Annotated in this window: 23 protein-coding genes; 12 read left to right on the top strand and 11 right to left on the bottom strand. The window is 52.9% G+C overall.

Annotation, left to right across the window (positions count from 1 at the left end; all coding sequences use genetic code 11):
• Complete coding sequence (locus LC059_RS07465; protein WP_226703220.1) at nt 1-2,445, bottom strand: ATP-dependent DNA helicase; 2,445 nt, start codon at nt 2,443-2,445, stop codon at nt 1-3.
• Entirely contained in the window at nt 2,442-4,103 is a 1,662-nt protein-coding gene (locus LC059_RS07460) for a VRR-NUC domain-containing protein (RefSeq protein ID WP_226703219.1), read from the bottom strand. The genes LC059_RS07465 and LC059_RS07460 overlap by 4 nt, the downstream gene beginning before the upstream one ends.
• A gap of 178 nt (nt 4,104-4,281) precedes the next feature.
• On the opposite strand from LC059_RS07460, the gene LC059_RS07455 reads away from it, so the two are divergent.
• Nucleotides 4,282-5,349 carry a zinc-binding dehydrogenase gene (locus tag LC059_RS07455; RefSeq protein WP_226703218.1) on the top strand — a complete coding sequence of 356 codons (1,068 nt, stop codon included), beginning with the start codon at nt 4,282-4,284 and terminating at the stop codon, nt 5,347-5,349.
• Nucleotides 5,350-5,365: 16 nt separating this feature from the next.
• On the opposite strand, the gene LC059_RS07450 is transcribed toward LC059_RS07455, so the two are convergent.
• Together LC059_RS07450 and mtgA are read right to left on the bottom strand one after the other, a co-directional pair.
• Nucleotides 5,366-5,998 (bottom strand): CAP domain-containing protein, encoded by a 633-nt coding sequence (locus LC059_RS07450; RefSeq protein WP_226703217.1) that lies wholly within the window; start codon nt 5,996-5,998, stop codon nt 5,366-5,368.
• Nucleotides 5,999-6,201: 203 nt separating this feature from the next.
• A complete protein-coding gene (gene mtgA, locus LC059_RS07445) occupies nt 6,202-6,882 on the bottom strand; it encodes a monofunctional biosynthetic peptidoglycan transglycosylase (protein WP_226703216.1) in 681 nt (226 codons plus the stop codon).
• A gap of 359 nt (nt 6,883-7,241) precedes the next feature.
• Between mtgA and katG the strand changes: the two genes are divergently transcribed.
• The 6 genes from katG to LC059_RS07415 all read left to right on the top strand — a co-directional run bounded on the left by katG (nt 7,242) and on the right by LC059_RS07415 (nt 14,300).
• Nucleotides 7,242-9,416 carry a catalase/peroxidase HPI gene (gene katG / locus LC059_RS07440; protein WP_226703215.1) on the top strand — a complete coding sequence of 725 codons (2,175 nt, stop codon included), beginning with the start codon at nt 7,242-7,244 and terminating at the stop codon, nt 9,414-9,416.
• 65 nt (nt 9,417-9,481) lie between these two features.
• Nucleotides 9,482-10,537 (top strand): AraC family transcriptional regulator, encoded by a 1,056-nt coding sequence (locus LC059_RS07435; RefSeq protein ID WP_226703214.1) that lies wholly within the window; start codon nt 9,482-9,484, stop codon nt 10,535-10,537.
• 219 nt (nt 10,538-10,756) lie between these two features.
• The gene (locus LC059_RS07430) at nt 10,757-11,746 is read left to right on the top strand and encodes an NADP-dependent oxidoreductase (RefSeq protein WP_226703213.1); all 990 of its coding nucleotides are present in this window, start codon (nt 10,757-10,759) and stop codon (nt 11,744-11,746) included.
• Between the two features lie 369 nt (nt 11,747-12,115).
• A complete protein-coding gene (locus tag LC059_RS07425) occupies nt 12,116-12,514 on the top strand; it encodes a GFA family protein (RefSeq protein WP_226703212.1) in 399 nt (132 codons plus the stop codon).
• A gap of 113 nt (nt 12,515-12,627) precedes the next feature.
• Nucleotides 12,628-13,131: a YHS domain-containing (seleno)protein gene (locus LC059_RS07420; RefSeq protein ID WP_226703211.1), complete on the top strand. Its 504-nt coding sequence runs from the start codon at nt 12,628-12,630 to the stop codon at nt 13,129-13,131.
• A gap of 599 nt (nt 13,132-13,730) precedes the next feature.
• Complete coding sequence (locus LC059_RS07415) at nt 13,731-14,300, top strand: hypothetical protein (protein WP_226703210.1); 570 nt, start codon at nt 13,731-13,733, stop codon at nt 14,298-14,300.
• A 48-nt stretch (nt 14,301-14,348) separates the two neighbouring features.
• Here the strand turns inward: LC059_RS07415 and LC059_RS07410 are convergent, their stop codons facing one another.
• Together LC059_RS07410 and LC059_RS18095 are read right to left on the bottom strand one after the other, a co-directional pair.
• Nucleotides 14,349-14,489, bottom strand: coding sequence for a hypothetical protein (locus LC059_RS07410; RefSeq protein ID WP_226703209.1), 141 nt, complete (start codon nt 14,487-14,489; stop codon nt 14,349-14,351).
• Nucleotides 14,490-15,053: 564 nt separating this feature from the next.
• A complete protein-coding gene (locus LC059_RS18095; protein ID WP_226704106.1) occupies nt 15,054-15,230 on the bottom strand; it encodes an antitoxin Xre/MbcA/ParS toxin-binding domain-containing protein in 177 nt (58 codons plus the stop codon).
• A gap of 640 nt (nt 15,231-15,870) precedes the next feature.
• On the opposite strand from LC059_RS18095, the gene LC059_RS07400 reads away from it, so the two are divergent.
• The 3 genes from LC059_RS07400 to LC059_RS07390 all read left to right on the top strand — a co-directional run bounded on the left by LC059_RS07400 (nt 15,871) and on the right by LC059_RS07390 (nt 21,500).
• Nucleotides 15,871-18,288: a hypothetical protein gene (locus LC059_RS07400; protein ID WP_226703208.1), complete on the top strand. Its 2,418-nt coding sequence runs from the start codon at nt 15,871-15,873 to the stop codon at nt 18,286-18,288.
• A complete protein-coding gene (locus LC059_RS07395; protein WP_226703207.1) occupies nt 18,285-20,753 on the top strand; it encodes a site-specific integrase in 2,469 nt (822 codons plus the stop codon). The genes LC059_RS07400 and LC059_RS07395 overlap by 4 nt, the downstream gene beginning before the upstream one ends.
• A 105-nt stretch (nt 20,754-20,858) precedes the next feature.
• Nucleotides 20,859-21,500 (top strand): hypothetical protein, encoded by a 642-nt coding sequence (locus tag LC059_RS07390; RefSeq protein WP_226703206.1) that lies wholly within the window; start codon nt 20,859-20,861, stop codon nt 21,498-21,500.
• 45 nt (nt 21,501-21,545) lie between these two features.
• On the opposite strand, the gene LC059_RS07385 is transcribed toward LC059_RS07390, so the two are convergent.
• From LC059_RS07385 to LC059_RS07370, 4 genes are read right to left on the bottom strand one after another with little or no spacing between them, the layout of a single operon-like run.
• Nucleotides 21,546-22,280 carry a metallophosphoesterase gene (locus LC059_RS07385; protein ID WP_226703205.1) on the bottom strand — a complete coding sequence of 245 codons (735 nt, stop codon included), beginning with the start codon at nt 22,278-22,280 and terminating at the stop codon, nt 21,546-21,548.
• Between the two features lie 16 nt (nt 22,281-22,296).
• Complete coding sequence (locus tag LC059_RS07380) at nt 22,297-22,590, bottom strand: hypothetical protein (RefSeq protein WP_226703204.1); 294 nt, start codon at nt 22,588-22,590, stop codon at nt 22,297-22,299.
• Nucleotides 22,583-23,782: an Arm DNA-binding domain-containing protein gene (locus tag LC059_RS07375; RefSeq protein ID WP_226703203.1), complete on the bottom strand. Its 1,200-nt coding sequence runs from the start codon at nt 23,780-23,782 to the stop codon at nt 22,583-22,585. Before LC059_RS07375 ends, LC059_RS07380 begins: the two co-directional genes overlap by 8 nt.
• Complete coding sequence (locus tag LC059_RS07370; protein WP_226703202.1) at nt 23,775-24,008, bottom strand: hypothetical protein; 234 nt, start codon at nt 24,006-24,008, stop codon at nt 23,775-23,777. The genes LC059_RS07375 and LC059_RS07370 overlap by 8 nt, the downstream gene beginning before the upstream one ends.
• Before the next feature lie 130 nt (nt 24,009-24,138).
• Between LC059_RS07370 and LC059_RS07365 the strand changes: the two genes are divergently transcribed.
• The gene (locus tag LC059_RS07365; protein ID WP_226703201.1) at nt 24,139-24,357 is read left to right on the top strand and encodes a helix-turn-helix domain-containing protein; all 219 of its coding nucleotides are present in this window, start codon (nt 24,139-24,141) and stop codon (nt 24,355-24,357) included.
• 207 nt (nt 24,358-24,564) lie between these two features.
• On the opposite strand, the gene LC059_RS07360 is transcribed toward LC059_RS07365, so the two are convergent.
• Nucleotides 24,565-25,557 carry an integron integrase gene (locus LC059_RS07360; RefSeq protein WP_226703200.1) on the bottom strand — a complete coding sequence of 331 codons (993 nt, stop codon included), beginning with the start codon at nt 25,555-25,557 and terminating at the stop codon, nt 24,565-24,567.
• Nucleotides 25,558-25,885: 328 nt separating this feature from the next.
• Between LC059_RS07360 and LC059_RS07355 the strand changes: the two genes are divergently transcribed.
• Nucleotides 25,886-26,329 carry a hypothetical protein gene (locus LC059_RS07355; protein ID WP_226703199.1) on the top strand — a complete coding sequence of 148 codons (444 nt, stop codon included), beginning with the start codon at nt 25,886-25,888 and terminating at the stop codon, nt 26,327-26,329.
• Nucleotides 26,330-26,589: the final 260 nt, after the last annotated feature.

Genomic DNA, 26,589 nt, shown 5'->3' with positions numbered 1-26,589 from the left:
CTAAGGGGTTTCCCAAAACTGATCTAACTCGGCACTGAGTATGTTGCCATTGCTGCAGATCCGCGGTTCCCAGTGTTGCGGATAAAGGCTTCGATAAAACGGTTCGGTAAAGCGATAGTCGGCCAGAATCACGACGCCACGGTCGGTTTCGCTGCGGATGACCCTTCCGGCAGTCTGCAGCACGCGGGTGAGGCCCGGGTAGCGGTAGGCGATATCAAAGCCGTTCTCACCGCGCGCTTCACAATCGCTGCGCAGCAGTTCCTGCTCCTCATTCACCTGCGGCAGGCCGGTACCCACCACAATGGTGCCCACCAGTTGTTCGCCCACGTAATCGATACCTTCACCAAAGATGCCGCCCATGATCGCAAAGCCGAGGGTGCGCTGGCCCTCCCTGAACCGTTCCAGGAATTGACTGCGCTGCTGATCCGAACTGCCGGCTTCCTGTTGTACCAGCGCAATATCCGGAAAGTGCTCGGCAAAGTGCACTGCCACCTGCTGTAAAAAGCGGTAGGAAGGAAAAAATACCAGATAATTGCCCGGTCGGCTGTGAATGGTGCGGGCAATCAACTCTACCAGGGCGCCCGTGGCTGCCTGGCGTGCGCGGTAGCGGGTATCTATATAAGAACACAGGAACAGCCCCAGCTGATCACTGCGAAATGGCGATGATAGTTGCAGGTAAGGGGATTCCGGCTGCCACCCCAATTGCCGGTACACATAGTGTGGTGGGCGCAGGGTGGCGGAAAAGGCGATCACGCTGTGGAAAAGGCCATAGGCCTGCTGCAAGTAAACCGCTGCATTCAGACACAACAGCTCCAGTTCCTGCTCCTGCCAACGGCTGTCCGGGTTGCCGGAGCGCTGTGCTCGGGTAATGCAGCGATGGTGTTCGCCTGCCAGCTGTTCGATGGTCTGGTAGCGGAACAGGTTTTTTAGCCAGTCGCCGATCGCCTCCGGTGGTGACTGTGAGGCTTCCCATAACTGGTTGGCGGCGGTCAGTACTTTCTGGACCGCAGTGCCAACCGCCAGGGGGGGCGTATCCCCGGGGCGGTTTATCCAAAGCTCGGCCCCTGTAGAAATAGGGCCGGCGGGACGATCGCCTTCCGTTCGCGTGTCTCGCTGCACATTGGCCCATTTATCCAGTGCCCGCACCAGTGACTGGATTGCTCGCCGCAAGCCCGGGTGGGAGTCTTTGCATTCGGCTGCCGCACGGCGACTGTCGCTGCGACTGAGTTTGGCGCTGAACATACCACGCGCGCGGTCGCCCAGGTTGTGTGCCTCGTCGATCAGAAGTGCACGCTGTCGGCGTGTATCCACCAGGCTTTGCATTTGCACCAGTGGATCGAACACGTAATTGAAGTCACATACCACAAGGTCCGCCCAGGGCAGCATCTGCAGTGACAGCGCAAACGGGCACAACTGCAGGCGATCCGCTTCCTGCGCGACAACCTCGGAAGTCAGTTGTGCTTGTGCGAACAGGTTCTGGCGGGCCTCGGGCAGGCGATCAAAAAAGCCGCGGGTGCGCGGGCAGATGCCTTCGTCATCGCGGCTGCAAAGTCCCAGGCTACAGGCACAGGTTTTGTCACGCGCCTGCAGTTCCAGCACCGATAATTTCAATCCCTGGTCATGCAGGCGCCTGGCAGTTTCGCGTACCACCTGCCGACCGGAGTTTTTTGCGGTGAGATAGACCAGCTGTTCGAGCTCGGTTTCCCCCAGCGCCTTCACCGCCGGGAACAGGGTGCTGACGGTTTTGCCGATTCCGGTAGGCGCCTCGACTACCAGTTCACCGCCATCGCGCAGGCAGCGGTAGGCCGCCACCGCCAACTCCCGCTGTCCGCTGCGATAATGACTGAACGGAAACTCCAGCGCCTGTGCCGATGCACGCACCGCCCGCTGATGCGCCTGCCAGCGCTGATGCCACGCCACATATTGCGCAAGAGCTCCGCGCGCGAAAGTTTCCAGTTCGCGCCAGTGGAATTCCTGTAATTCCGGGTAGGTTTTGTTTTCCTTGAGGTTATGCCACAGCATCTGCAGCGCGAGGGTATCGTCGCATTTATAGTTATTTTGCAGGCCATAGCAGAAGCCATAAATTTTTAGCTGTGCCCAGTGCAGCGCGCGCGTTGAGTCTGGCAGTGCTTGTGGGGGCACATAAGTGGTCTTGATTTCATCCAGCTGCACCGGGCGGTGGAGGTCGGCCTGAGGGTGCAGGATATCCACGCGACCGCTGAGGGCAACGGCCTGCCCATCCTGTTCGAGCTCTAGCTGGAGTCGATACTCAATCTCGCTGCCAGGGGGGCTTTTTTTCTGCAGTTTCTGGTGTGCGCGGATGCCTTCCAGTGCGGATGGCCCAGCGTTGGTATCTGCTACCAGATCACCCGTGCGACAGGCGAAGTCCACCAGCTCGCCTACCGAGAGCTGTAGAACCGCATCGGCTGCCACTTGTATGTTCAAGGCTGAAACTCCACGTGCAACACGCGATGGGGGATTTCGTGTTGTGCGAAATAAGCGAGCCAGCGCTGCTGATTCTGCTGCAGGCGATCGCCGGGGCCTTTCACTTCTACCAGTTCGTAGCCGCTGTGCTCCGGGAACAGGATCAGGTCCGGCAAACCGCTGCGATGACTGGCGATATCTCGCAGCTGGCGCCGGAATAGTGCCCGCCAGTGATCGGCGGGGACGCGTTCCAGCACCAGGTTCAGTAGCGGCTCAGACAGGGCTTCCCAGACGACCAGTGGATTGGCGATACCACGTTTATCGTGAAAGTGTCGCCACACCCACTCGCTCAGCTTTCCTCGCTCAAATTCCGCCATCCGTCGCTCGAACGCTGTGCGCCGCTGTGGATAAAAATCGGCAGTGCGGAAATCGCTCGGTGCGATCTGAAAGGGATTGAAGAAGGCACCCGGGATCGGTGCAAACACGATGTCCCATACAGCCAGGCCCAGCACCCCGTTAAACAGAGTGTTCTCCACGTAATAACACTGGTTACCGGACGAGGCTGGCGCAAGGTGGCTGGCTGCGAGTAATTCCACCCGCTCCTGAGCGGGGGGCAGCGCGACCGTTTCGGTGGGCGGCCGGTGTCGGGTTGGCGCCGGCCAATCCGCAGTGAAACCGGTTTTTTTCGCGCTGCGATACCCAAAGCTCTCGGCAAATTCTCTTTCCGCCTCACTGTGCGGATTGGCGAGAATCTCCGAGCACAGTGCCAGGCCGGTCTCGGTATCACCGAGGTTGACGGCGATACGCGCTCGCCGCTCGCGCGCCGGCGGGCGGGTGCACTGGCGATACAGGTATTCGGCATCGCTCAGGGCATCGAGCCGCTCCAGTTGCCGCGCCAGGGTCAGGCGCAAGCGATCCAGCCGCCGCTCCAGGGTACTGTCGCCATCGATGCCCACCGGCAGTTGTGCGGCCAGTGTGTTGATGGCATCGGTATCGGCCGCCAGTGCGGACTCGGATTCCCGCAGACATTGGTAGTAGCGCAAGTACTGCTCGATCTGTGTGCGTGTCTGAAACGGCAGCTGTTCCCGCTCCAGCGGGTAGCGCTCGTAGCGGAAGAGACCCAGGTCGCGCAGCACATAGTCGGTCAGGTCCTGGTTCAGGTTGCCGAAAAACAACAGCTTGAAGGTGTCAAAGTGTTCCGCAGCCTGCACCGCCAGTAGCGGCTCGGCGGTCAGCGCCTGTTGAATCTCCGTACAATCCTGCTCCAGTAGCGCCAGTTCCAGGGCCGGACGTTTCAGATTTTTTGGCAGTGCTTCGACAGAGCAGTTGAAGAGTTCACTTTTGGTGAACAGGGGCAGGATTTCCTGCAGTGGCAGAGTCGGGTTGCGCAGCAAGAGCCCGCTCTCTGACAGCTCTTCAGCGGCTGCTGACAGGTCGCCGATCTCGGTGTAGGCGAGCTTGTTCTGCCGGAACAGGGCGCCGACGGATGAGCACACACCCTTGCGGGACAGCAGGCGCACGTAGAGTCGCTGGCCATCGGGCTGCAATTGTAGAAACTGCTGGTAAAACCGCTGCTCTCCCGCCGGCAGCAACTCGGCATAGCGCGACACCACAAAATCCACCAGTGAGCGGAAATTGTTGAGGTAATAATCGGGCGCCAGTTCGACAGGTTCGGCCATAGCAGAAGCAGGGTACTGTAGAGGACAAGAAGCGGAGGTTTCGCAGTGCTGTATGGTTATACAGCATGCGAGGTAGTGGAACAAACCTGGGAGCGACCGATGGGCCATATGCAGTCTGCTGGCGAAAATGGTCGTTGCCCGTTAGTCTGCCGGCAGACTTGAAAAGACAGGATTGAGCATGGCAGCAACCGCACCCGTAACCGCCACAGGAACAAGGACGGTATGGCGCACCGACAAAGCGGGCGCTATCAGCAACCTGAAGTTGCAGGATGAACCTGTACAGTCACTGGCCAGTGACCGGATTCGGGTTGCGGTAAAAGCCGTCGGCCTGAACTTCGCCGACATCTTCGCGCTGACCGGCCTCTACTCCGCAACACCGAGTGGCAGTTTCATTCCCGGGCTGGAGTTTGCCGGTGTGGTTAGCGAGGTGGGAGGCTGCGCACAAACGGAATTGCAGGTGGGTGATCGGGTATACGGTTGTACCCGTTTCGGTGGTTACGCCACCGTTGTCGATGTACCACCGCAGCATTGCCGAAAAATTCCCGCGCACTGGAGCTTTGCCGAGGGCGCCGCCTTTCCCGCACAGAGTTTGACCGCTTACTACGCATTGACGCATCTCGGCGCGGTCAAGCCGGGTCAGGTGGTGTTAATCCAGAGTGCCGCCGGCGGCGTCGGGATACAGGCCATGCGTATGGTTGCGCAAATGGGCGCAACGCCGATCGGCACAGTCAGCTCCGAGAGCAAGCGCGCATTTCTTGCAGAGCAGGGATTCTCGGAGGTGATCGTCCGCGGCCAGAATTTTGCCGAACAATTGCGCGAGCAGTTAAGCGGGCGACCGCTACACATTGTGCTCGATGGTATCGGCGGCAAGATCCAGCGGCAGTCCTTCGGCGAGCTTGCACCCACCGGCCGCCTGATCGTCTTCGGCGCCGCCGAGTTCACACCGGGCGACAAGCCTAACTGGTTAAAGGCTGCCTGGTTGTATCTGCGACGCCCCCGCTATGACGTGATGGACATGATCAGTAGCAACAAGTCTGTGCTGGCCTTTAACCTGATCTGGCTTTGGCAGGAGCAGGCGCTATTCGAGGAATTACTGGAGGGATGTGCTTCGCTGGAATTACCTGCACCGGTCGTAGGGCGGGAATTTGCGTTCGACGAGGCACACAGCGCGATCGAATTGCTGCGTAGCGGGACATCGGTCGGCAAAGTTGTACTCAATACGGATGAGGCAGAGGGCTCTGCCTGATCAAGCGGGGAGCCACTTAAATACGGTATGGAACCACGCCCTGAATATTGCCGCCCGGTGCGTAGTTACAGGTAACGATGGTTTTATAGCGGCCTTTTTCACAGCGATATACCCCGCAGCCAACGGCGCGCGATACTTTCTTGCCGCTTTCGATCGTATCAATGGTATTCCAGATCAGCTGGCTGTAATGACCGGTCTTCATCACCTTGAACGGCTGGTAGCGATAGTCCCTTGCTTCCGCAGCCCATGCGCTAACAGCTCGTTTGAGAGCCTCGGCATCGGTTAGGGGTTGGCTGGCGAAGTATAGATTTTCGCCCACCCATGGATGGGCCGGGTTGCCGCCGTTGGCAATAAAGTGTTCACGCCGCTGTTTGTTATGTCCGCGCCGCGCCTTGCATTGGGTCACTGACCAGTTTAACGCGGTGCGCGCAAGTGCCTGGTCGTGGACCAGCATCGCCACCGGTGGGTTCGGCTTCGGGCTATTGGGAAGATACCCGGCATTCAGGTCTCTGCGCACCTGATTGTGCAGTTCGAGTGCCAGGCAGTGGTTCGGCTCGCCGCACTCTCGCCCATCGGCAGATGTCACTGGCGCAATTACAAGGCTAAATAGGCTCACAACTGTGTACAAGGCAAGCTTGGTCTGATGCATGGAGTCCCTCTGTTAGCGTGGCCATTCGCTGGATGCTATGAATAGCTTGTATGCGCTTCACTGTGACGTAATTTTGACCGCTGTGCGGACGCCGGCGACTTTGTTGGGCTCCTGTGGGATATCCAGTAGATATTCACAGGCCTATCCCGGGAAACTGTGGGGAATCTGACTGTGGATAAATGTGTGCACAGGGGTGTGCTTGTTCACAGGGTCTTTAGATATCCTGCGCCGCCGAGCTGCTGAGCCTGCCGATTGATGGTGTATGCCCGCCCCTGAACATAATCAGAGGGGTATTTTGCCGACATGCGCTTGGGGCTGGGCAATACTGCCGCCAGAAGCCCCGACTGCCAGCGGTTTAAATGCTGCGCTGATTTACCGAAGTGACTGCGCGCCGCAGCTTCTGCACCGTAAATTCCCTCGCCAAATTCCGCGATGTTCAGATAGACCTCGAGAATTCGCTCCTTAGACCACAAGGTTTCCATCAATAGTGTAAACCAGGCCTCCAATCCTTTACGCACATAACTGCGTCCGTTCCAAAGGAACAGATTTTTTGCCGTCTGCTGGGTGATGGTGCTCGCGCCGCGGGTGCGTTTGCGGTTTTCGCTCAATGCTTTCTGAAGTGCAGAAAAGTCGAAGCCAATATGACTGGGAAATTTCTGGTCCTCTGAGGCGATAACCGCAATCTGCAGGTTGGTTGAGATCTGGTCCAAGGAGCGCCAACGATGCTGGGCCTTGCGCTCGCTTTGCCATTCCCAGTGCTGGATCACCATGGACGAAGGCGGATTGATCCAGCGCAGAGACAGAACAAGCAGCGCGGTGAACACGGCAAAGGCGGCGCCTAGCAGGAATCCTGTTTTCACAATGCGCTTGATGTGGCGGGTCATGGGGACTTTCATGGCATGGACGGTGTATCCGTGATCTCAGACGTTAGCCGATACTGGAGGTTCCGCTCGGGGGAAGCGGGAGCGAATACTAGTAATCTGTAATCCCGCTGTCGTGCGAAGGGTTCAACATTTCCGGCATTGTCTTTTGTTTACACCGGTCAGCACAGGATTGACGGAGTAGTCGCGCCTTCTCGGAATTTCTGGCGCCTAACCGAACAGCGGTGACCGATAGAGACCACAAAGCGCGGCGTGAGGTGTTATAGAGAGACACTTGATCTACAAAAATAGTCAGTCGCGCATGGATGCTCAATTGTGTTCTAAAAACCGAGCATCGATCGACAAAGAAAAGGAATGGATTCATGACAGAGAGCAATACGATTTCCGCCAATCAATGCCCGGTAGTGCACGGCAGTCTGACTGAGTGTGGCGAGACGGTGATGGCGTGGTGGCCCAAGGCGCTGAATCTCGACATCTTGCACCAGCATGACCGCAAACCGAATCCTCTAGCCCCGGACTTTGACTATCGGGAAGCCGTGAAATCCCTGGATTTCGACGCACTCAAGAAAGACCTGCACGCCCTGATGACCGACAGTCAGGAGTGGTGGCCGGCGGACTGGGGCCACTACGGTGGTCTGATGATTCGCATGACCTGGCACGCCGCCGGCTCCTACCGCATTGCCGATGGCCGCGGCGGCGCAGGCACCGGAAACCTGCGTTTTGCGCCACTGAACTCTTGGCCTGATAACGGCAACCTGGACAAGGCGCGCCGCTTGCTGTGGCCAATCAAAAAGAAATACGGCAACAAGCTGAGCTGGGCAGACCTGATTGCCTATGCAGGCACCATCGCCTATGAATCCATGGGGCTTAAGACCTTCGGATTCGGCTTCGGGCGCGAGGATATCTGGCACCCGGAAATCGATACTTATTGGGGTTCGGAAAAAGAGTGGCTGGCGCCCACCGGCAGTGAGGGCAGTCGCTACTCCGGCGAGCGCGATCTGGAAAATCCATTAGCCGCGGTGATGATGGGCCTGATTTATGTGAACCCGGAGGGTGTGGATGGCAACCCGGATCCTTTAAAGACCGCCCACGACGTGCGTGTGACCTTCGCGCGCATGGCCATGGATGACGAGGAGACCGTGGCGCTGACCGCCGGAGGCCACACCGTGGGTAAAACACACGGCAACGGCGATGCCGCGCTGCTCGGTCCCGAGCCAGAAGCCGGTGAACTAGAAGACCAGGGGTTCGGCTGGCTAAACAAGACCAAGCGCGGTATCGGCCGCGATGCCGTAACCAGTGGGCTGGAAGGTGCCTGGACTACCCATCCGACCCAGTGGGACAACGGTTATTTCGAGATGCTGCTCAATCACGAGTGGGAGCCGAAAAAAAGCCCGGCGGGCGCCTGGCAGTGGGAGCCGGTAGACATCAAGGAAGAAGACAAACCGGTCGACGTGGAAGACCCCTCCATCCGCACTACCCCGATCATGACCGATGCCGATATGGCGATGAAGATGGATCCGGAATATCGCAAGATTTCCGAGAAGTTCTACAAAGACCCGGCCGCCCTGGCCGACGCCTTCGCCCGCGCCTGGTTCAAACTCACCCATCGCGATATGGGGCCAAGAGCGCGTTACATCGGCCCGGATGTACCCAAGGAAGACCTGATCTGGCAGGACCCGGTGCCCAAGGGTAGCACCGATTACGATGTGGATGCCGTCAAAGCCAAGATCGCTGCCGCTGGTCTTGGTATCGGTGAAATGGTGGCCACGGCCTGGGACAGTGCGCGCACCTTCCGCGGTTCGGATAAGCGCGGAGGTGCCAATGGTGCACGTATCCGCTTGGCGCCGCAGAAAGACTGGGCAGGCAATGAACCGGAGCGCCTTGCAAAGGTGTTGTCTGTCCTAGAACCCATCGCCAGCGAAAGTGGTGCCAGTATTGCGGATGTGATCGTGCTGGCCGGTAACCTGGGGGTGGAACAGGCGGCCAAGGCCGCGGGCTTTGATATCACCGTGCCTTTCGCGCCGGGCCGCGGGGATGCCTCCGATGAAATGACCGATGTGGAAGCCTTCGACGTACTGGAGCCGCTGCACGACGGTTACCGTAACTGGCTCAAGAAAAATTACACGGTACAACCGGAGGAGATGCTGCTTGATCGCACCCAGCTGATGGGGCTGACCGCCCCAGAAATGACTGTTCTGGTTGGCGGTATGCGCGTGCTCGGTACCAATCACGGCGGCAGCAAACACGGGGTTTTTACGGATCGAGAGGGCGAACTGAGCAACGACTTCTTCGTCAATCTTACCGATATGGGCAATACCTGGAATCCCGCCGGCATAAACCTCTATGAAATTCGCGACCGTAAAAATGATCGGGTGAAGTGGACCGCAACACGTGTGGACCTGGTTTTCGGTTCCAACTCCATCCTTCGCGCTTATGCAGAGGTATATGCGCAGGACGACAGCAAGGAAAAATTTGTGCAGGATTTTGTCGCTGCCTGGGCCAAGGTGATGAATGCCGACCGGTTCGACCTGGCCTGATAGCAATAGAGCAACATCCGGCTCGAAGTTTAAGGTCTGGGTTTAAGAAGGTAATCGTCTTTCCGATGGAAGATTTCTCCAGGGCTTCATCACTGGTAAAGTTTGACGAAGCCTGTCGCGAGGCGGGTCTTGACGCGCGAGTGATGCTGGAGAAAGCCGGCCTTCCCGCTGATATCCTGTCGCTTCCGGAGAGTATGATCTCCTACCAGCGTATGGCGCTACTGTTGGATGACTGTGCAAAGGAATCTGGCAGACCACTTTTTGGGCTGGAGCTTGGGCTGCGTGCAGGCACGGCGGTCTTTGGCCAGCTGCTTTATCTGGTAAAGAACGCCAACACTGTAGGCGAGTCACTCACTGAACTCGCTCGCTACTATCACCTGCACTCAAGTAGCGGTGCAGTGAAGATGGAAGTGCACAACAAGCTCGCCATCCTCGAATACATGCCAGTACTGCGCGAAGGTATTCCCTCTCGGCAGGCAATCGAACATGGGGCTGCGGTGGGGCGCCAACTGCTGAAAATGTTGCTTGGTAACAACTGGAACCCCACAGACTTGTACCTCCAGACCGCGGCCGGGGCTCCTGCGCGTAGCTATCAGCGCCTAATCAATGCAGCTCCCAACTTTAACAGCGACCGGAATGCGTGGACTTTCGATGCCGCGTTGCTGGACTCCCCGTTAAGTGATGCGGACCCCGCACTGCATGCCCTGATGCAAGCGCACATCGACAAACTCGATGAGCTTGCCCCCAAAGAGTTGCCCGCATTCGTCAGCCAGCTGCTGCGCACTATGCTGCCGAACGGGCAGATCTCCCTTAACTATGTCGCCGACTACATGATGCTCGGAACCCGCTCCTTGCAGCGCATGCTGATGGAAGAGGGCACCAGTTTTCAGGCGATACTGAACGAAACTCGCCAGGCCGAAGCCACGCGCTATCTGAAAGAATCTGACATCAGCCTGACCCAGCTTGCGGGCCTGCTTGGTTACGTCGACCTTGCGACATTCTCCAAAGCGTTCCGGCGCTGGTTTGGCGTTAGCCCCCGTCAATGGCGTCAGGCGAATGGAAACGCTCGTGCCTCCAGAACAGTCACACGCGAGCGTTGTCGTCCTTCCTGGCTGCGCTGACGTTCCGCAAAACGCATAATCGCCCAAGTCCGCAAGAACCGATGCTTTTGGCATAGATTGACAAGTATCTTGCGTAAATTGACAAGTTTCTCTTGAGTGGTTCCGAGCACAATATCGGGCCTCTAAATCGTGCCGGCGTCACTCGAGTGGCTAAGGCGGCACAAACTAGTCTTTTGCCAGTCAGTACATAGAGCTGGTAGTGCACAAAAAGAGAACGCCATGAACTACAAAGCCATCCAACTAGCCAAGCGCCCAAGCGGCGAGATCACGCCGGATATCTTCGAAATAGTCGAACTGGAAACTCCAGCGTTGGAAGACGGCCAGTTCCTGGTCAAGCAGACCTATATGTCCCTCGACCCGGCCATGCGTACCTGGCTAAATCCCCGGGAAGACAGCTATCTACCGCCGGTTCAGATCGGTGAGGTGATGCGCTCCTACGGGGTGGGTGAGGTGGTGGATTCCTGCAACGCCAACTATCCGGTAGGTGCGCAGGTGATAGGCGTTACCGGCTGGGCGGAATACGTGCTTGGCAACGAGGAAATGCAGGTGGTGGATGCTTCCATCGACCCGGAAACACTGTTGTCCGTGTTCTACGTCACCGGCTTGACTGCCTACGTAGGCGTGATCAGCATCGGCCAACCGAAGGCGGGAGAGACGATTGTTATCAGCGGCGCCGCGGGCTCTGTTGGTTCACTGGCAGGCCAGATCGCAAAAGCTGAAGGCCTTCGCGTTGTGGGCACCGCGGGTAGTGACGAAAAATGTCGCTGGCTGGAAGAGGAGCTCGGCTTCGACAAGGCGATCAACTACAAAACCCACGATCTCGCCGAGCAACTGGACGATGCCTGCCCGAACGGAATTGACCTGTTTTTTGAAAACACCGGCGGCCCGATTCAACAGTTGGCATACTCGCGTATGAACCGCTTCGGGCGTATCGTCGTGTGTGGGATGATTGCGGAGTATAACTTCGAGCAACCGGTACCCGGCCCGAATTGGATGGATATCAACCTGAAAGGCCTGCGCATTGAGGGGTTCGTATTGCCCGATCATATGGACAAGGCCCAGGAAGCGAGCGAGGCTCTCGCCAACTACGTACAGAGCGGCCAGATTCGTTTCCGTACCCATGTGCTCGAAGGTCTGCCGAGTGCGATTGACGGCATTAACCTGCTGTTTAACGGTGGCAACCAGGGAAAACTGATTGTCGAACTCTGAAACGCAAGTACATTGAAGTGATGTATTGCGGAGCCCTGCCAATTGGCGGGGCTTTTTTATTGGGGGTGTAAAATAAAAACTCCTGCGGATACTAGCAATAACTGCTCTAAGCTGCGGTGGGGGCTGGGTGTTTTTTAGTGCCGCCAGCGTAGCCGATAATTCCCCAGGTTTTCTTGATTTGACCGAAAAACAGTCGGGGCCATTTTGGCCTGCTATGACGTCATGAAAAGATGGATATATAGGGTGATGTCGAGCGTTTCGAAGCCTTTTTCAGTACGTATTTCTAAACTTCAGTAATGGACGGGGATAGCCAATTCCCAGTGGCGATCCAGATATTCATTCGACAAGGCTGTGAAAAGGAGAAAAAAAGTGCGCACGAGTAAAATCCACTGCGACTGCAATGCCGTACAAATCAGTATGTCTGGCGATCCGAAAGTGCACGCATTCTGCCACTGCGAGGATTGCCGCGAACTTTTACAGGTTCCCTATCATTCGATCATCGCCTGGGAACCGGATAAAGTTGAGATTACCAAGGGGAAGGAAAATGTAGTGGAGTATCAGCATCCCAGCAAAAGAATGAAGCGGGTATTCTGCAAGCATTGTGGTGATGTGCTTTACAACACCAACGCCATGGGATGGAAACTTGTATCTCAGCTGATGTTTCAAAAGTGCAACCCCGGCAAATTGCCCACCGCATTCCAGTCAAATGCGCACTTCTTTTACGACCGACGTATTGTTGAAATAGAGGATACGTTGCCCAAACGATAGCTGAGAAGCTGTACTCGCTACAGATCCCCAATTGTCATACACTCGATAAACACGGTTGATTTGCTTGCCAATAATTAGTAACGCGCGTTTCAAACGAATCTCAAGGGGGTTCTATGTTTCGAAGTACTACTTTGGCTTTACTCTTTCTGCTTGTCTCTGCGCCAGTTCTGGCTGATGAAAAGGAGATCGCCGGGAGTGACAATGGTGATGTTGAAATTCCTGCCAGCGTAAATATTTATTCCCACTTCTTCCGCGATGCCCTGAAGGGGGCGGATGTGGTTGCCTATCACAGTCTTGAGCCGGGCCAAAAAGCGGTGAAAGGCTCTCCCGATATCACCTACGACTGGGCCTACGTCACCTGGCGTTTTGCGACGGAAGAGAATCGCGATCTGTTTGCCGCTGATCCGGAGAAGTACATACCGGCATACGGCGGGCATTGTGCTTACGCCATGTCTAGAGGATTCGAGGCACCTCCGCGCCCCGATAGCTGGACGATCATCGATAGCAAGCTTTACCTGAATAACAATCAGAAGTCGTTTGAGATTTGGGAGAGGGATACAGAAGGCAACATCGATAAGGCGAATCAGAATTGGGTAGAGATTAATTCTGGAGATTGAGGTGGGGAGGTCTTGGATTCGAGGGGCATTTGAGCTTGGTTGCCCGAGAGGATTAGCTCCCTGCGGTCACTGCTCTCCGGCGTTTTGCGCCTCCGGGTCGAACCTGGGAGTTGGGCGAAGCTCTCGGGCTTGGACGGTATAAAAAAAGGCCACCCGATGGGTGGCCTTTTCTTTTATATGGCCCGCCCGAGAGGATTCGAACCTCTGACCTTCGCCTCCGGAGAGTAAAATATCTCAGGAAGTTTTTTGGGTATTAGATATATAAATCAATAGGTTACGAGACGGATGGGCCTGCAGCTAGCTTGGGGAAATCCGAATAGAACCAAATAAGACCGAGCTTTTGCGCACAAAAAGTTCGCAAATCGACGTCGGAAATTGACAGTTGCTCCAGTGTTAATAGTGGCTGGAACCTGTCCGGTTAAGACAACCTGACCTGCCGATAGCGTGGTGACGATAAGCGTTGCTACAAAGACGCCCTATATGGTCGCGAATACCTATCTGACAGCACACGATGACCGAATTGTTCCGCGTAAACGTGGAAGAGGGTGAGGCTCATCGATGTAGAATAGGCTGGGAAAGCCTGCGGAGGGGGTGGTGTAGTGGCAAAGTTGCTGGCCGTTGTTGGTGTAGACAAATCGAAACGTGTCCACTGTCGCGCGGAGGGCTGTATGCGCACGGTGTACAAGCGCATCCATGTGGTCCGCGAGGACGATGGGCGGATCGTGGTTATGGGTTCTACCTGCTTTGGAGAGCAATATTCCGAGCGCAAGTTGGGGGACCCGATCTATGCCACCGGCGATTCGCGGCCGTTGACGGATGAGGAGCGCCGACTTCTCGATGAAAACACCGAAGGACTGATCGCTCTGTACGAAGATGAGGCCGAGGCCGCACGGGCAAAGCTGCTCGCGGAAAGGGCCGCGGCTGAAGCCGCAGAAGCGGCCGATCGGGCCAGGCGCAACTACACCTACCAACCGAAGTCCCCTGTGCAGTCGTCCGGGATTCCTTTAGGTCAGGGGCGCACCGTCAAATGCCATTTCTGTGGACACCCCATGGAAACGGAACTGATGCGTGCGCCGGCGAGGGGCTATCGATGTCCTGCCTGCATCGCAAACCGGGTCACGACACCGCTCGCAGTGCGCAACCGGATGACGAACCGGCACCGGCGCTGATGGCACGCTTACCGGCGACCGCGCTATGCGGCCGCAGGTGTTGCTCGCTTAAAACAGGCCATGTTGCGCCGCCCTTTGCCCGATGCTGGCCAGCGAGATATTCGGTTCTGCTTGCAGTTTCTCCACGTCCTGGGCGCGGTTGCCATCGGCGAGCAGTCGTGGTGCCACCGCCGTCAGGAGTTCCTCCATTGGCATGCCTTCGGGGCCAGGAAATCGTGGTTGTAGCAAACCGAGTAGCTGAGGCCCGCCGCTTCGAGCTGTTCACGGAGTGCCGGCGCATGCCAGCAGGGAATGCGGATCAACAGGCGCCCTGTAAGCAGCAGCGGCGAATATAGGCCCACATTTCGCTGTCCTAGCGGCCTACCAGATACGGGGTCTTCTAAAACCCGCCACCGCTTCCATTTGGGTTTCAGCTGGTTCAATCATCAATCTCAGGTAGTTGGGGTGATTTTGCCTTAAGCGCGATCTCGCAATTACTGCGGCGTTCATCCTGGAGAAGCTTAATTCCTTGCCAAGATATGAGCAGTAGTAGGATTGTGCCAAGGATGTGTAATGCGTGCACGATACGAAATCCCCTACTCCCATTCGGCTCAAGACTTCGATCACACTACGTCGACCGCTGCTGTAACGCAGTTATTCTTATGGCTTACGTTTAATTGCAGGCACTCGGTAATCCATCCATGTTTCGTTATGCCTGTCTGAGAAAGTTCACCTCGGAATATCGTTGGCGAATTTTAGGTCATGGCTGAACTCTCAAGAATAGCATTTTTCATTTAGATAAAAGTCGATCGCATACAGACCCATAAGGCCTTCACGCTCGACAACCCTGATCGGTGTCAGGCCATTAAACGCATGATTTGATTGTGACATCCAGCTATACGCTAACTCGATGTTTCGGGGAAAAAGTCGCCTGAGTGTTTTATGGATCATTAGCAGGACACGTGTTCGCTCGAGTAATTCCCCGTCATTCTCTAACGGCTTCCCACTGCGAAATGATGCCAACACTTCTGAGTGCTCCGCAGTCAGACCCAGCAAGACCATTTGATCGGAACTGCTTAAACCCCAGTGGTCAAACAGTCGGACAATTAGTTTGCGGATACGCACACGCTCATCGGGTGATTGAGTAATGGTCCTTGATTCTTGAGTCACATAGGGCTCCCTTAATGAAGAAGGCAATTTCAATTATAGGCGCGTGTGATGTTCAGTCCGGAAACGCGCCATGCCCCGACGCTCTCGGTGTCCATGGAACGTGGACCTCCGAGCAATTTCGGCTTGTGGATTAGGGCGCCAATTACGATATGAGCGCTTAGATGACCGCGAATGCTGCTCAGGTCATATATTTTGTTGGGCCCAAAGAGCAGCACTCGCCTGCATATCTCTCTCTCCTAACTCCTCTGCAAACTGACAAATTTTGTCACATGAGGGGTGCTCAGGGCACACGCTGTATACGAGCGCCCCCTGTACACCGGGTCCTCGGAACCCATCAAAAATTTGCCGCCCATGAAAATGGCATCTGACGGACGAGGCAGCAGCCGAAGCCAATCAGTCATGCCAACTAATAGGGGGCAACATGAATACCACCTCGGAACTTGAATCGATTCTCGCCAATAAAGACCTACTGCGCCCATATGCCGCGTTCATTCATGCGCCACCGTGTCTACAGGCTCTTATTGGTGTCAGCGAGACATTTCTCGCTATGACCGCGCTGCCAGGATTCGATGGGTTCCCTACGGATGCGCAGCAATATATTCCAGTCGCAAGAGAGATCGTCAGCAGGTGCATCGAGATTGCCAAGTTCCTCCCGAGGTTGGCAGCGGACCGGCAGAATCCAGCTGTGAGAGTTTTACATGGAATCATCGGTGACTATCCGATCTATGCACTGCTGTATTTCCGATGTTCGGCAAATTGGGAAGGCTTCCTCAGGCTACAGCAAGCGATCCTGGCTGCTAAACATACTCCATTGGGTCCTGAAGTAACGTTAAAACATAGCGATTTTCAGTCTTTTGGGCTGGCAGTCCGGCAGATTTCGGAGGTATCCCTCGGGCGGTCATGGCTGGAATCATTAGACCAATCAGAGCTCTGCTCTTTGCAGTGTGTAAAGGACAAGCTCAGAGCGTTTCCTAATTGGATCGACGATCAGCGAAATGAGCATTCATTGGAACTTACGAAAAAAGAAAAGCGGCTTATTAATCAAGTTAAGAATGCTCACCTGTTACTCAACGCCGTGACTGGAGACAAAATTATAAGAAAAAATTTGATTGCAAAACGGAGTGCAGGTATTCGAGAAGCACTTGGAACTCGTGGTCGAAGTGATGTCAACCCCCACGATTTTATGGAAATTCGGGTTCTTGGGGATGCAGATGATCCTCAGGAATATCCAGAAGTTTGGGCGCTTTGTAGACGTCCGGACAACGAAAATACAAAGCGAGAGCTCGAATATCTTGGCGTTGAATCTGATGAGGCGACGGATCGACTCGAATTCATCTTCCTAAGTTGTCGAGTGGCTTCGGGTATGGCGGAAGCGGTGCAGGCGAAATTCGCGGCTAGGGGAGCAGCCAAGAAAATCGAAATGCAAAACCAGTTTCTTCCAATGAGCACACAGTGTCTCAATGACGAAGATCTGAAAAACCTTACTGGAATAATGAGCAATTTGAGTGAAGCAAAGGAACAACCGGACCTCGGGCTCGTTTTGAGAGTGATGCTCGCTACGAGTAGTTCAGCAACTCGAGCGCAAAAAATGAGAGTACTGCAGTCCAACGGTGACATTCCTGCAGCGGGCACAATAGCATATGACCTGACGACGTCCGAATGGTTGGTTCCAGTACATGACCTCGAATTCAAAACAGTGACATCTGAGGCTTGCAATGGCGTCAGTCGACTCACCAGCGATACGCATTTACGCCTCCCAGACCTGTTCCACTTTGGGCAAAGGCTGCTTTACAGCTTCCGGAACTCGGTTCCAGATTATCCGTTTATTGAAATTAATTGGATAGAAGAAAAACTTCGAAATAAAGTCGAAAATAAAGAAAAAAGCCTCACATTAGCAAGAATTGAACGAGCAATAATTTTTCGTGTTGCCAGTCAAGTTGAGCCGACACAAGCCACTTTTATGCTTGATAAATACCTTCCACCAAGTTCGGCAAGAAGGTACTACACCGCGATCTCCGTATCCAAATATAGGGATGTGTATGCCAAGGCTTGTGCAGAGATCGCAAGTATCACAAGCGGTAAAAAAATTACCGCCTCATGGGAATCGCATAGTAGAGAAATTTATATTGGTGCGCGATATTGCCCGTTCACAGACCATATTCGTGATGTAGTGGGTTCAATGAAATCTGCGCTTAAATCTGCAAAGGCTTGTGTTCAGAGAGGAAAAACCGCATGGATAAAGTTCCATAATCTATACACGATCTATGCAATTTATACTCAGGGTTTTGTGACCGCAATACGTTCAATAGTTGAGCCATTCGTAAACAGCGGCCAAATGTCACAGTCGTTAGGGATCGCCATCTTTCGCGACAAAGGGTGTGATGATGAATTCCATACTCGCACTGTACCCTTGCATTCTCTAACCGTAGATATTGCGCGGGAGTATGAACGTCATAGGAGTTTAATTCTAAATCGCCTTGAGGACGCAGGACGTATTAAGAAAAATCGTACATCTGAAAATGATTTACCATCGATATTTCTAATTAATCAAGACGGTGTTTGGGTCGAAGCGAGGCCGAGTGCCATTGTAAAGCACTTGAATCAGTTCACCCCGCTCCCTCTAAATTCCAATCGCAAGTATGTTCGCACAAGACTCTTGGAAATGGGGGTATCCCCCCATGCTGTCGATACATTAATGGGTCACGCCAATAGAGGGGAAGCTTTCTGGGAACACAGTTCAACTTCGTGTTTTTATGATCTCAAAAAGGAAATACTGGCTGGTCTAGATGAGATCGTGATTGAACTGGGACTCTGTGTCGTGAGGGGAATCATTCGATGAGCGCCAAAGTTCTAGACCCGCGAATGTATCGAGCCATTCAAGCCATTAGGCCGGACCTACTGTGTAACCCAATTCCGGATGGAACCAAAATACATTCCTCTGACCTTCACGCATTAGCATACGGTTTAATGGCAACTGTGGAAGCGGGAGAGGTTGACCGGCTATTTACGCAGTTTTATGAGTATTTGGAATCATTAGGTGCGAAATGTTTATTTCTTACTGAAAAGGTTCGGGTAGCCGCTATTCGTCGATCTAGATCAATACTGAATGTTGATGTTATCGATATTTCTAATCGTATTGAAGTGCTCGATTCGAGCTTTTACGCTTCTTTGGTCGATGACGAAAAGAGCATTGAGTGGAGTTGCGGGCGGATTTTGTACTCGTTGATTCGATTTGGTGGGCTGCTTAGAAGTGATCTTCTGGCGGGCGTTATTCAGATGCTAAAAGCACCACCCAAGATGATTGGTGATCATATATGGTTCGAAATTTTTACTGATAAGGATTCTGATCCATATATCTGGTCTCCAGATCCATTGAGCAGAGTACTCTTGTACAAATGGTATAAAGAAGGCGCTCACAACGTATTCGCGAACTCTGTGCAATCTACGACAAAAAAATGGTTCCCCTTTATTCGACGATTTTTCATTAAGCAGGAGCTAGTCTGGCGCAAGAGGGGGTTAACACAAACTAAACTTTTGGTAGGGCAACGAGCATATCTTGCTGTAAATGCTCCGGCAGTAATCGCGCATTGTGCATTTGGATTGCACAAAATCCATACGTTAAAATCAAGCTGTTATCTGCGTATGTTGACAAAAAAAGTCCCTCCGCTGCCGGATGATAAAGATTCTGACTTGAAGCAAAGTAAACCGAATGAAAAACTACCAAATTTGCGGGCGCCAATAGGAAAATCTGGTCTAGGCAAGAAGAATCAGGAGTTCCTGAAAGAGGTTGGAAAGGTACTGCGGGGTAATGGACAGCGAGGGGCTAAAGCTAGGGAAATTCATGAGCTTATCGAAGAATATCGTGATAGCTGCTCGGATTTGACGCGTTATCTAAGCCATTGGGTTGCTGCCCGCCTCATTGCTAAAAACCGATGGGGGAACAGGTACAGTGGGTCAACTGCTTACACGGCGCTCAGAAAAATCGCTCGACGTTTACTGATGGCATTTGGGGCTGAAAGTCCATTCGATATGTCTCTGGAAGCAGTTGCTGAGAGGTACTTCGAAGTGATCGATATGAGTGATACCCAATCTCTGCGTCAATCTGTTACCAAATTTCTCCGCCAGTTTCACGAATACCTGGAAGACGATTGGGGCATTTCTTCGCTCGGGGATGAAGCTCCGTGGGTTGGGCTAACTGCTAGCAACGCGGTAGTGGATGCGAAGATAGTACTCCCTCACGAATATGCAGCCGCCATTGACTATTATAAGCATTGTTCTGAAACATCGAAAAACCAAGAAAAACTATTGTACGAGGCGCGCAGACTGGTGCTCACCCTTGGATTTCGTACGGGATTAAGGCGTAGAGAAATTCATCTCCTGAGAATCCGTGATGTCACAACTAAGGGCAGGCAGGAAATAGTTATTCGGTCATATCTGGATCGAAACCTTAAATCCCGCGCTGCCATTCGCAGAATCCCAATTGATGTTCTACTCAACGAGAATGAGCTGTCACTTATGAATAAGTGGCTGGAATTCAGACGGTCCCATCGGGCGCCTTCTGACGATTACTTGTTTGCTATTCCGGATTCTGGAGGTCCATATCTGCAGGATAGGGTGATATTTAATCATATTCATTGGGTGCTCCGGCATTTCACCGGCGACGAGACCACTCGCTTCCACAATCTCAGACATTCTTGCGCGACGCTTTCATTTTGGTCATGGATGCGTCCTCGCTATAAGCAAAATGGAACGACACACTGTGACCTGCATCACCTGCCAGTGGAGCAGACATCGGCTCAGCGCAGGAGAGTCCTGGATGTGGAGGTTGGTCATGAGCCTTCCAGAAAAACACTCTATGCGCTGGCATCGATGATTGGTCACTCGGGGCCAGCCATGACACTCGAACACTATATTCATTGTATTGACTGGATGCTCGAATGCGAGATGGATAGATTAACTCCAGTTCTCACGAAGAAAGCTCTTGCGAATCTCGCTGGAGTTAGTGTCCGACAAATTGAGAATCTCTCAAAAGGTGGTCAACTAACGGCAAAAGTTATATCGAAAAGGATAGCAAGAAAATATCAATCGATAGCTCGCCATCCCGACGTGAGCACCTGGAATAAACCATCAGAAGTATTTCCGAAAAGAAATGGTTATTGCTTGCCACCTGAAAGCCTGTTCTCCTTAGGCATATGGACTGCTGTACAAAAGTTTTTCATTCATGGAGCGACTATCAAGGCGCTGGTTGTAGAGTTTGGTATTGAAGAGAACGTAATCGAGGCAGCGATTGATCGTGCTAGATAAATTTCTCTGATGAGTTTTTCGGGTGCCGGACATAATACATATCGACATCGTCCTAAGAGCTGGCAGTGCACGGAATTGTCGATCCCAGTGCATCGGTCACCTAGGATGGAAAGAGATAAGGAACTGGTGTTCCATATGCTAAGGACCTATGACGCTCTGCCTGAATATCGGAAGAAGTTCGTCCTATGGTGCGTCCGATATTTTATCGAACATGGAGAGGCAAAAAAATCAGGAATAAAATTTAAACGGAAAGGCGATCTCAAGCGGTTTCTGAGAATTTTTGAAACGCTTAAGTTGCATTTCAGGGATAGAGATGGAGTGCTAAAGTTAGGATTTAGGCTAACGCTCTTCTCAAATGTACCGAATGAAGAATCTGAGCGGGTGGATGATTGGGGTTTCTGGTTGAACGGAATAACAGTAGATCGCGACCAGCTACGAAATTTCAGATGTGATCATGATGCCGGTGCACATGGATTCGTCCGCGTTGATTTTCTCGCAGCGACGCCAAAAAATATGAAGGACGAGACTAGCCCTCCTAAGCAACAGGCCTGTTGGGGTTTCAAAGTTGGCCTTTATGCTCTTGCTTACGCTTATGATTTTTATGCCATGAGTGAAGAAAATATTGTCTCAGACGAAACTCAACTCGCGATACCTGTCTCGCAAGGGCAAACGGTCGATGATGTGCAAGAAACTGGCAGCAATCCTCAAGTTGACAGGGTCGGACTAACTGAGATTTTGGATGCATAATCCTCTTCATAATGGTCCGATAAAGGGTTGTGTACGGTGAGGGGGTTATATTTTCTGGTTGTTGCCATCTGACACGGCAGCTAGGGCAATGGCGTTGGTAAGTTCTAATAGCGTCAGCTCACCCGTACATCTCAGTGTATCAATCCAGATCTGATTGCGGGCCACATGCAGTTGATCGCCGACGTGACCATGAATCACCGCCTGGATATTGCGCACGGCTTGTATAGGGCGTTGGGCAGCTTTTGATGCAGCATGAAGGCTGAAATCCCACAGCATTGTGGACCATTCTTTGTCCGACAGCAGTCCTTGAGTCACCCATGCCCAGTCCTCTGGAGCCCGAGCATGGATCACTCCAATGCGTTGTTCTCCTCTGCGCACTGTCGCCGCCAGAGTGAAGTGTTCGCGGATAATCCGTCCCAGTCGCTGCCGGTCGGTGTCAGGTAAGCTCTGTGTCCATTCCCCTCCATAGACGGGCTTGCAATACTCCTCACCTAGTGCAGGGGTTTCGAGGCACTTAAGGTACATCCACTCATGATTTCCCAATACAGAATGAACATTTTCATTGGCTGCGATGAATTCAAGCATACCAACAGAATCCGGACCGCGGTCGATAACATCTCCGGTAAGGATCAGCAAGTCTTTGTCCAGATCTACACCCGTTACGCACAAGGAATGCTTTAACACCTGTAGTTGTCCGTGAATGTCTCCACAAAACCAAACCCGTTGCTCCGGAGGGGCGAAGATCGAACGGTGGTGTGAAATACCAAGCATTTCAGACATTATCAGTTGAATCGGGTTACGGAGTTGGCAAGCGATCGACCAGAATGCCGAACAAGGCCGTTTCGAGCTCCTGTAGTTCCGCCTCGAGCTCTTGATTTAGCAGGGTAGCACCGTCGATGCGGGTGGAGACCCAGTAGGTGATAGCCTTGAGGTTAGATTCTTCTTTCCCTGAACCAACTACCAGAACCAACTGGCTACCTTCATGGCTTACCTGCAGCCGATTGGCCAAATATTCAGCGATCAAGAAGTGCCGCCGCCGGGTAAGCTTGGCAGCCTTGAGTCTCTGTATCAAAGTATGAGTATCATTCATCGTCTGCGTCATCCGTGGTTGATATGGAAAGATTGATACGACTTGCCAATAGACGCTCAAAAGCAGAGCCATCCTGGCGGGTCAGGTTGGGTACGTAGCGGGAGTACACCCGGAACAGCATCTCGGTAGAGGTATGCCCCATCTGCCGGGCGATCCACTCGGGATTTTCGCCACTGGCGAGCCACAGCGTGGCGGCGGTGTGCCGGCACTGGTAGGGCCGCCGCTCCCGCAAGTCGAGTTGCTTGAGCAGGGGATACCAGACCCGCTTGGTGACGTTGTTGTGATCCAGCGGACGCCCCTGCCGGTTGCAAAAAACGTAGTCACCTTGTCCCGTGAGTGGCTGTTGGCGCTTGAGTGCGTCAAATACGGGTTGGGACATATCCAGTTCTCTCTGACTACCGTCGGTCTTGGTGTACTCCATCTGGCCGCGAACAATGGTTTCGCGCACGAGAATCTGCCGTCGGCTGAAGTCGACATAGCGCCAGCGCAACCCATCGATTTCTCCTGTACGAAGGCCGGTGAAGAAGCGAACGGTGAAGTAGTCACGGAAGTCCGGGCGGATGTTCGCCAGGATCGAGTTGATTTCGTCGAGGTTGAACGGATCAATATCCGACTTTTGGACCTTGAGAGGTTTAATACCGCGATAAGGATTGGTGAACTGAAAGCGCTCTGAAGCCTCTGTGAGTATCGCCCCCAGCACTTTCATGTGGCGGTTGATATGCGACGGAGACAAATTGCCCCCCGTGCGAGTGCGTATTGCGGCTAATTCAGTCCGGAACTGCAACAGATCCGATTTTTCGATTGCATCCACTGCCAGTGAGCCAAATCGATCCAGCAGACGTTTATCGAGAATCGTGCGGATAGTGATCCGATATGATTCTCGCCAGCCAATCTGATTTTCGGTGTACCAGGTTTCGGCGAACTCTCTGAAAAGTGGGGCGATAGCTCCGTGCCGGCGGAGGGTCGCGGTTTGACTGCGCAGCTTCTCCAGCATGCGACTATTGGGAAAGTAGCTCGCATAGTCGAATGTGCCTACCAGAATTTCCGCTTCAATCCGCTCCATAAGCTTTCGCAACTTGGTGCGGTTGGCAGCAGTATCGGGGAGGGTTGTCTGTTCCCGGCAGCGCAGGTTCCGATAGCGGAAGTCCAGAAACAGAGTGCCCGTCTCTTTACGGGTACGGACATTACCCACGGATGAAGCCACCATTAGCCAATGGGATTGTCAGTGCATCCTTGGACCGCTGGCCCATATCCTTCTCGATCGCTTCCCAGATATACAGGATCTTGCGTCCACCGAAGGGCCTAATGTAGTGCACTCCTTCCAGTAGCACCTTGTCCTTCAGGTGGTCCCGGATCGTGCGAATGTCATATTTGATTCTCCCGGCAAGTTCTGCGGTTGTCAGGTAGGTCTGTGACATCCCTTTCGTCTCCTATAGAATGAAAAGCACTCCAACGCATTAATTTTGATCTCCTGCAGATCATATTAAGCTGCAAATGATCTTTTGCAAGTCTTTTTGTGCTTCTGCGGGACAATTTGGCCTATAGAAGATGATTAAGTGTCACTTGTCGCGCCTGATGGGCGAGAAAAAGCTGAAGATTGCTGATGTTGCCCGGGATACCGGGATAAACCGGGGGACGATCACACGCCTCTACCATGAGACTGCCGTGCGCGTGGAATTTGAGGTGCTAGACCAGCTATGCCGGTTTTTGGGATGTAAGACGGGAGAATTAATTGAATACGTTCCAGATGATCAGGAGCGTGGATAGCAGGCCTGGACGTTTGCGTATTGCGAAGGTGAACTGAAAGTCAGGAAAGCGATACGTAGGTCCGCGAGCTTGTCAGACTCGATGCCATTTCAGGGCGCTGTAGCTAGTGTTGAGGATTACCTTATTGCTGCGGCTAGGCTTCAAGCAGTGTGTACGACCAAATTAAAACTTAGTAGTACACTGAGCTAACATGGCAGCTTAATTACCTTACGTTAATAGTCTGTCTACAGGGCTCAGTACACCCTTACCTCCGCGATTGACTACATGGGTGTAAATTTCTGTTGTCGAAATATCAGAATGTCCCAACAATTCCTGAATTGTTCGAAGGTCGTAGCCAACTTCAAGCAGATGTGTCGCAAAACTATGGCGGAACGCGTGTGCTCTTGCTGGTTTATTGATGCCTGCGGTCTTTACCGCATGCCGAATCTGCTTTCCCAGCGCCGACGGGTGTAGATGATGACGACGGATCACCCCACTGCGGGGGCATGGTCCAACTCGCGACGCAGGGAACAAGAATTGCCACGCGGTAGTTCGTGCAGCACTCGGATATTTGCGCTCTAGCGCATCTGGCATATAAACATCTCCATAACCACAGGCGATATCCTGTGCATGGATGAGCTCCACATATTGAATCTGAGTTTTCAAATTTTCAATTAGGCCATGTGGCAGTATTGTGGTTCTGTCCTTATTGCCTTTTCCCCCACGCACGAACACATTGTTACTGCCAAAGTCGATGTCCTTTACTCTCAATGATAAGAGTTCCGCACATCTGAGCCCAGATCCGTACATAAGCTGCACTTGAAGACGGTAGGATCCCTTGAGTACAGAAACGATGGCTGTAATTTCCTCCCGGCTGTAAACCACCGGGAGACGGCGATATTGTCGTGCTGGAGTAAAACCGATATTGGAGGTGTCGACGCCCAAGAATCGCTTATAAAGATAAACGAGTGCGTTAAGTGCAATTCGCTGAGTATTCACAGAACAGTGACAATTGACGGACAGGTGGTTAAGAAATGATTCGACCTCAGCGATACCGATTTCACGCGGGTGCCGTAATTTATGAAAGTGGATGAAACGCTTTATCCAATGAACGTAGGTCTGCTCAGTTCGATAAGCCAATCCTGCTTCTCGCATGTGACGACGAAGAGTGGGGGTAAATTTGTCCGAATTTTCGGGTAAGGCATGGCGAATGTCATCCATGACGACGCTCCTAAGTGGATATTCATACAGTATTAGTATGAATGAAGATGTGCGTCAAGGTGGGAATTAATAGGCCATGGCCTACATCCGCCAGATTTAGTCTGTAAGTTATTGATTTAATTTAAGGTAAAATATGAACAAGAGCCAATGGATGAATGAGGCGACTTGAGCGAATGGCTCACTATCTACCGTTGCTATTTAGTTGAAAATCTATAAGCTCTTGTTAATCAAGGAATTTTATAAGAAGCAACTATTGAAGAGTCCTGTAAATAGTTGCCAGGGTGATAGTGAGCCACTGGCTCATTAATAAACTGTTATATTTCCTGATATGTCGAAACTAGGTTCAGTAACCGAAAATTTTGGCCAGCATTTAGCAAGTGGAATTTGTGACCTTACTCGCTCGTTGTATCCTGCATGCAAGAAAAAGGAGTTCCACTCGAAGATTGAAATTGATTTACTGCACTTAAGGTTGCCTTTGAGTTTGGCTGGATTTCCAAGTGTCGCGTTAGCGTTAGTTGATGCTAGAGATAAGTTCGAATCAATTTTGGAGTCGCAGACGAAATTACACATTAATGATGTGCTTTCATTGGATATAGTCATTGATTTTATGTTTGGCTCAGAGTTAGTTGAAAAGCGAAAGAGGGAGATGGGTTGGGCAAGCGTGTATTATGATGTCGATCCGCTATTTCAAGCCCAGGTTCACCTGGTAATGAAAAATGGGTTCGAGGGGTCTTTTAGAAGCCAAGGCTTGGGCCAGACCAATGAAATATAACAATCACAGGCAGTGATGCTACAGCCCTTCGGGCTTCCGCGGGACGTCTTACCTTGTGCGCCTTTTGCACGGGTCGCTACGCTCCCATGTTCGTGCAAAAGCCACACAAGGTAAACCGCCCCTGCTGTGGGCGTTAGGCAGAGGACTTGCCCACGTTTGGTAGACACCCTGTATAGTTAGGTTTCGGCCTAACACGGAGGTGTACCATGGCGAAGAAAAGAACTCAGGCGTATACGGAGGATTTTCGTAGAGAGGCAGTA

The organism is Microbulbifer elongatus (assembly GCF_020524885.1).
Classification (GTDB): domain Bacteria; phylum Pseudomonadota; class Gammaproteobacteria; order Pseudomonadales; family Cellvibrionaceae; genus Microbulbifer; species Microbulbifer elongatus_A.
Note: the sequence above shows the minus strand (reverse complement) of the source record. Positions and strands in the feature narration are given on the sequence as shown.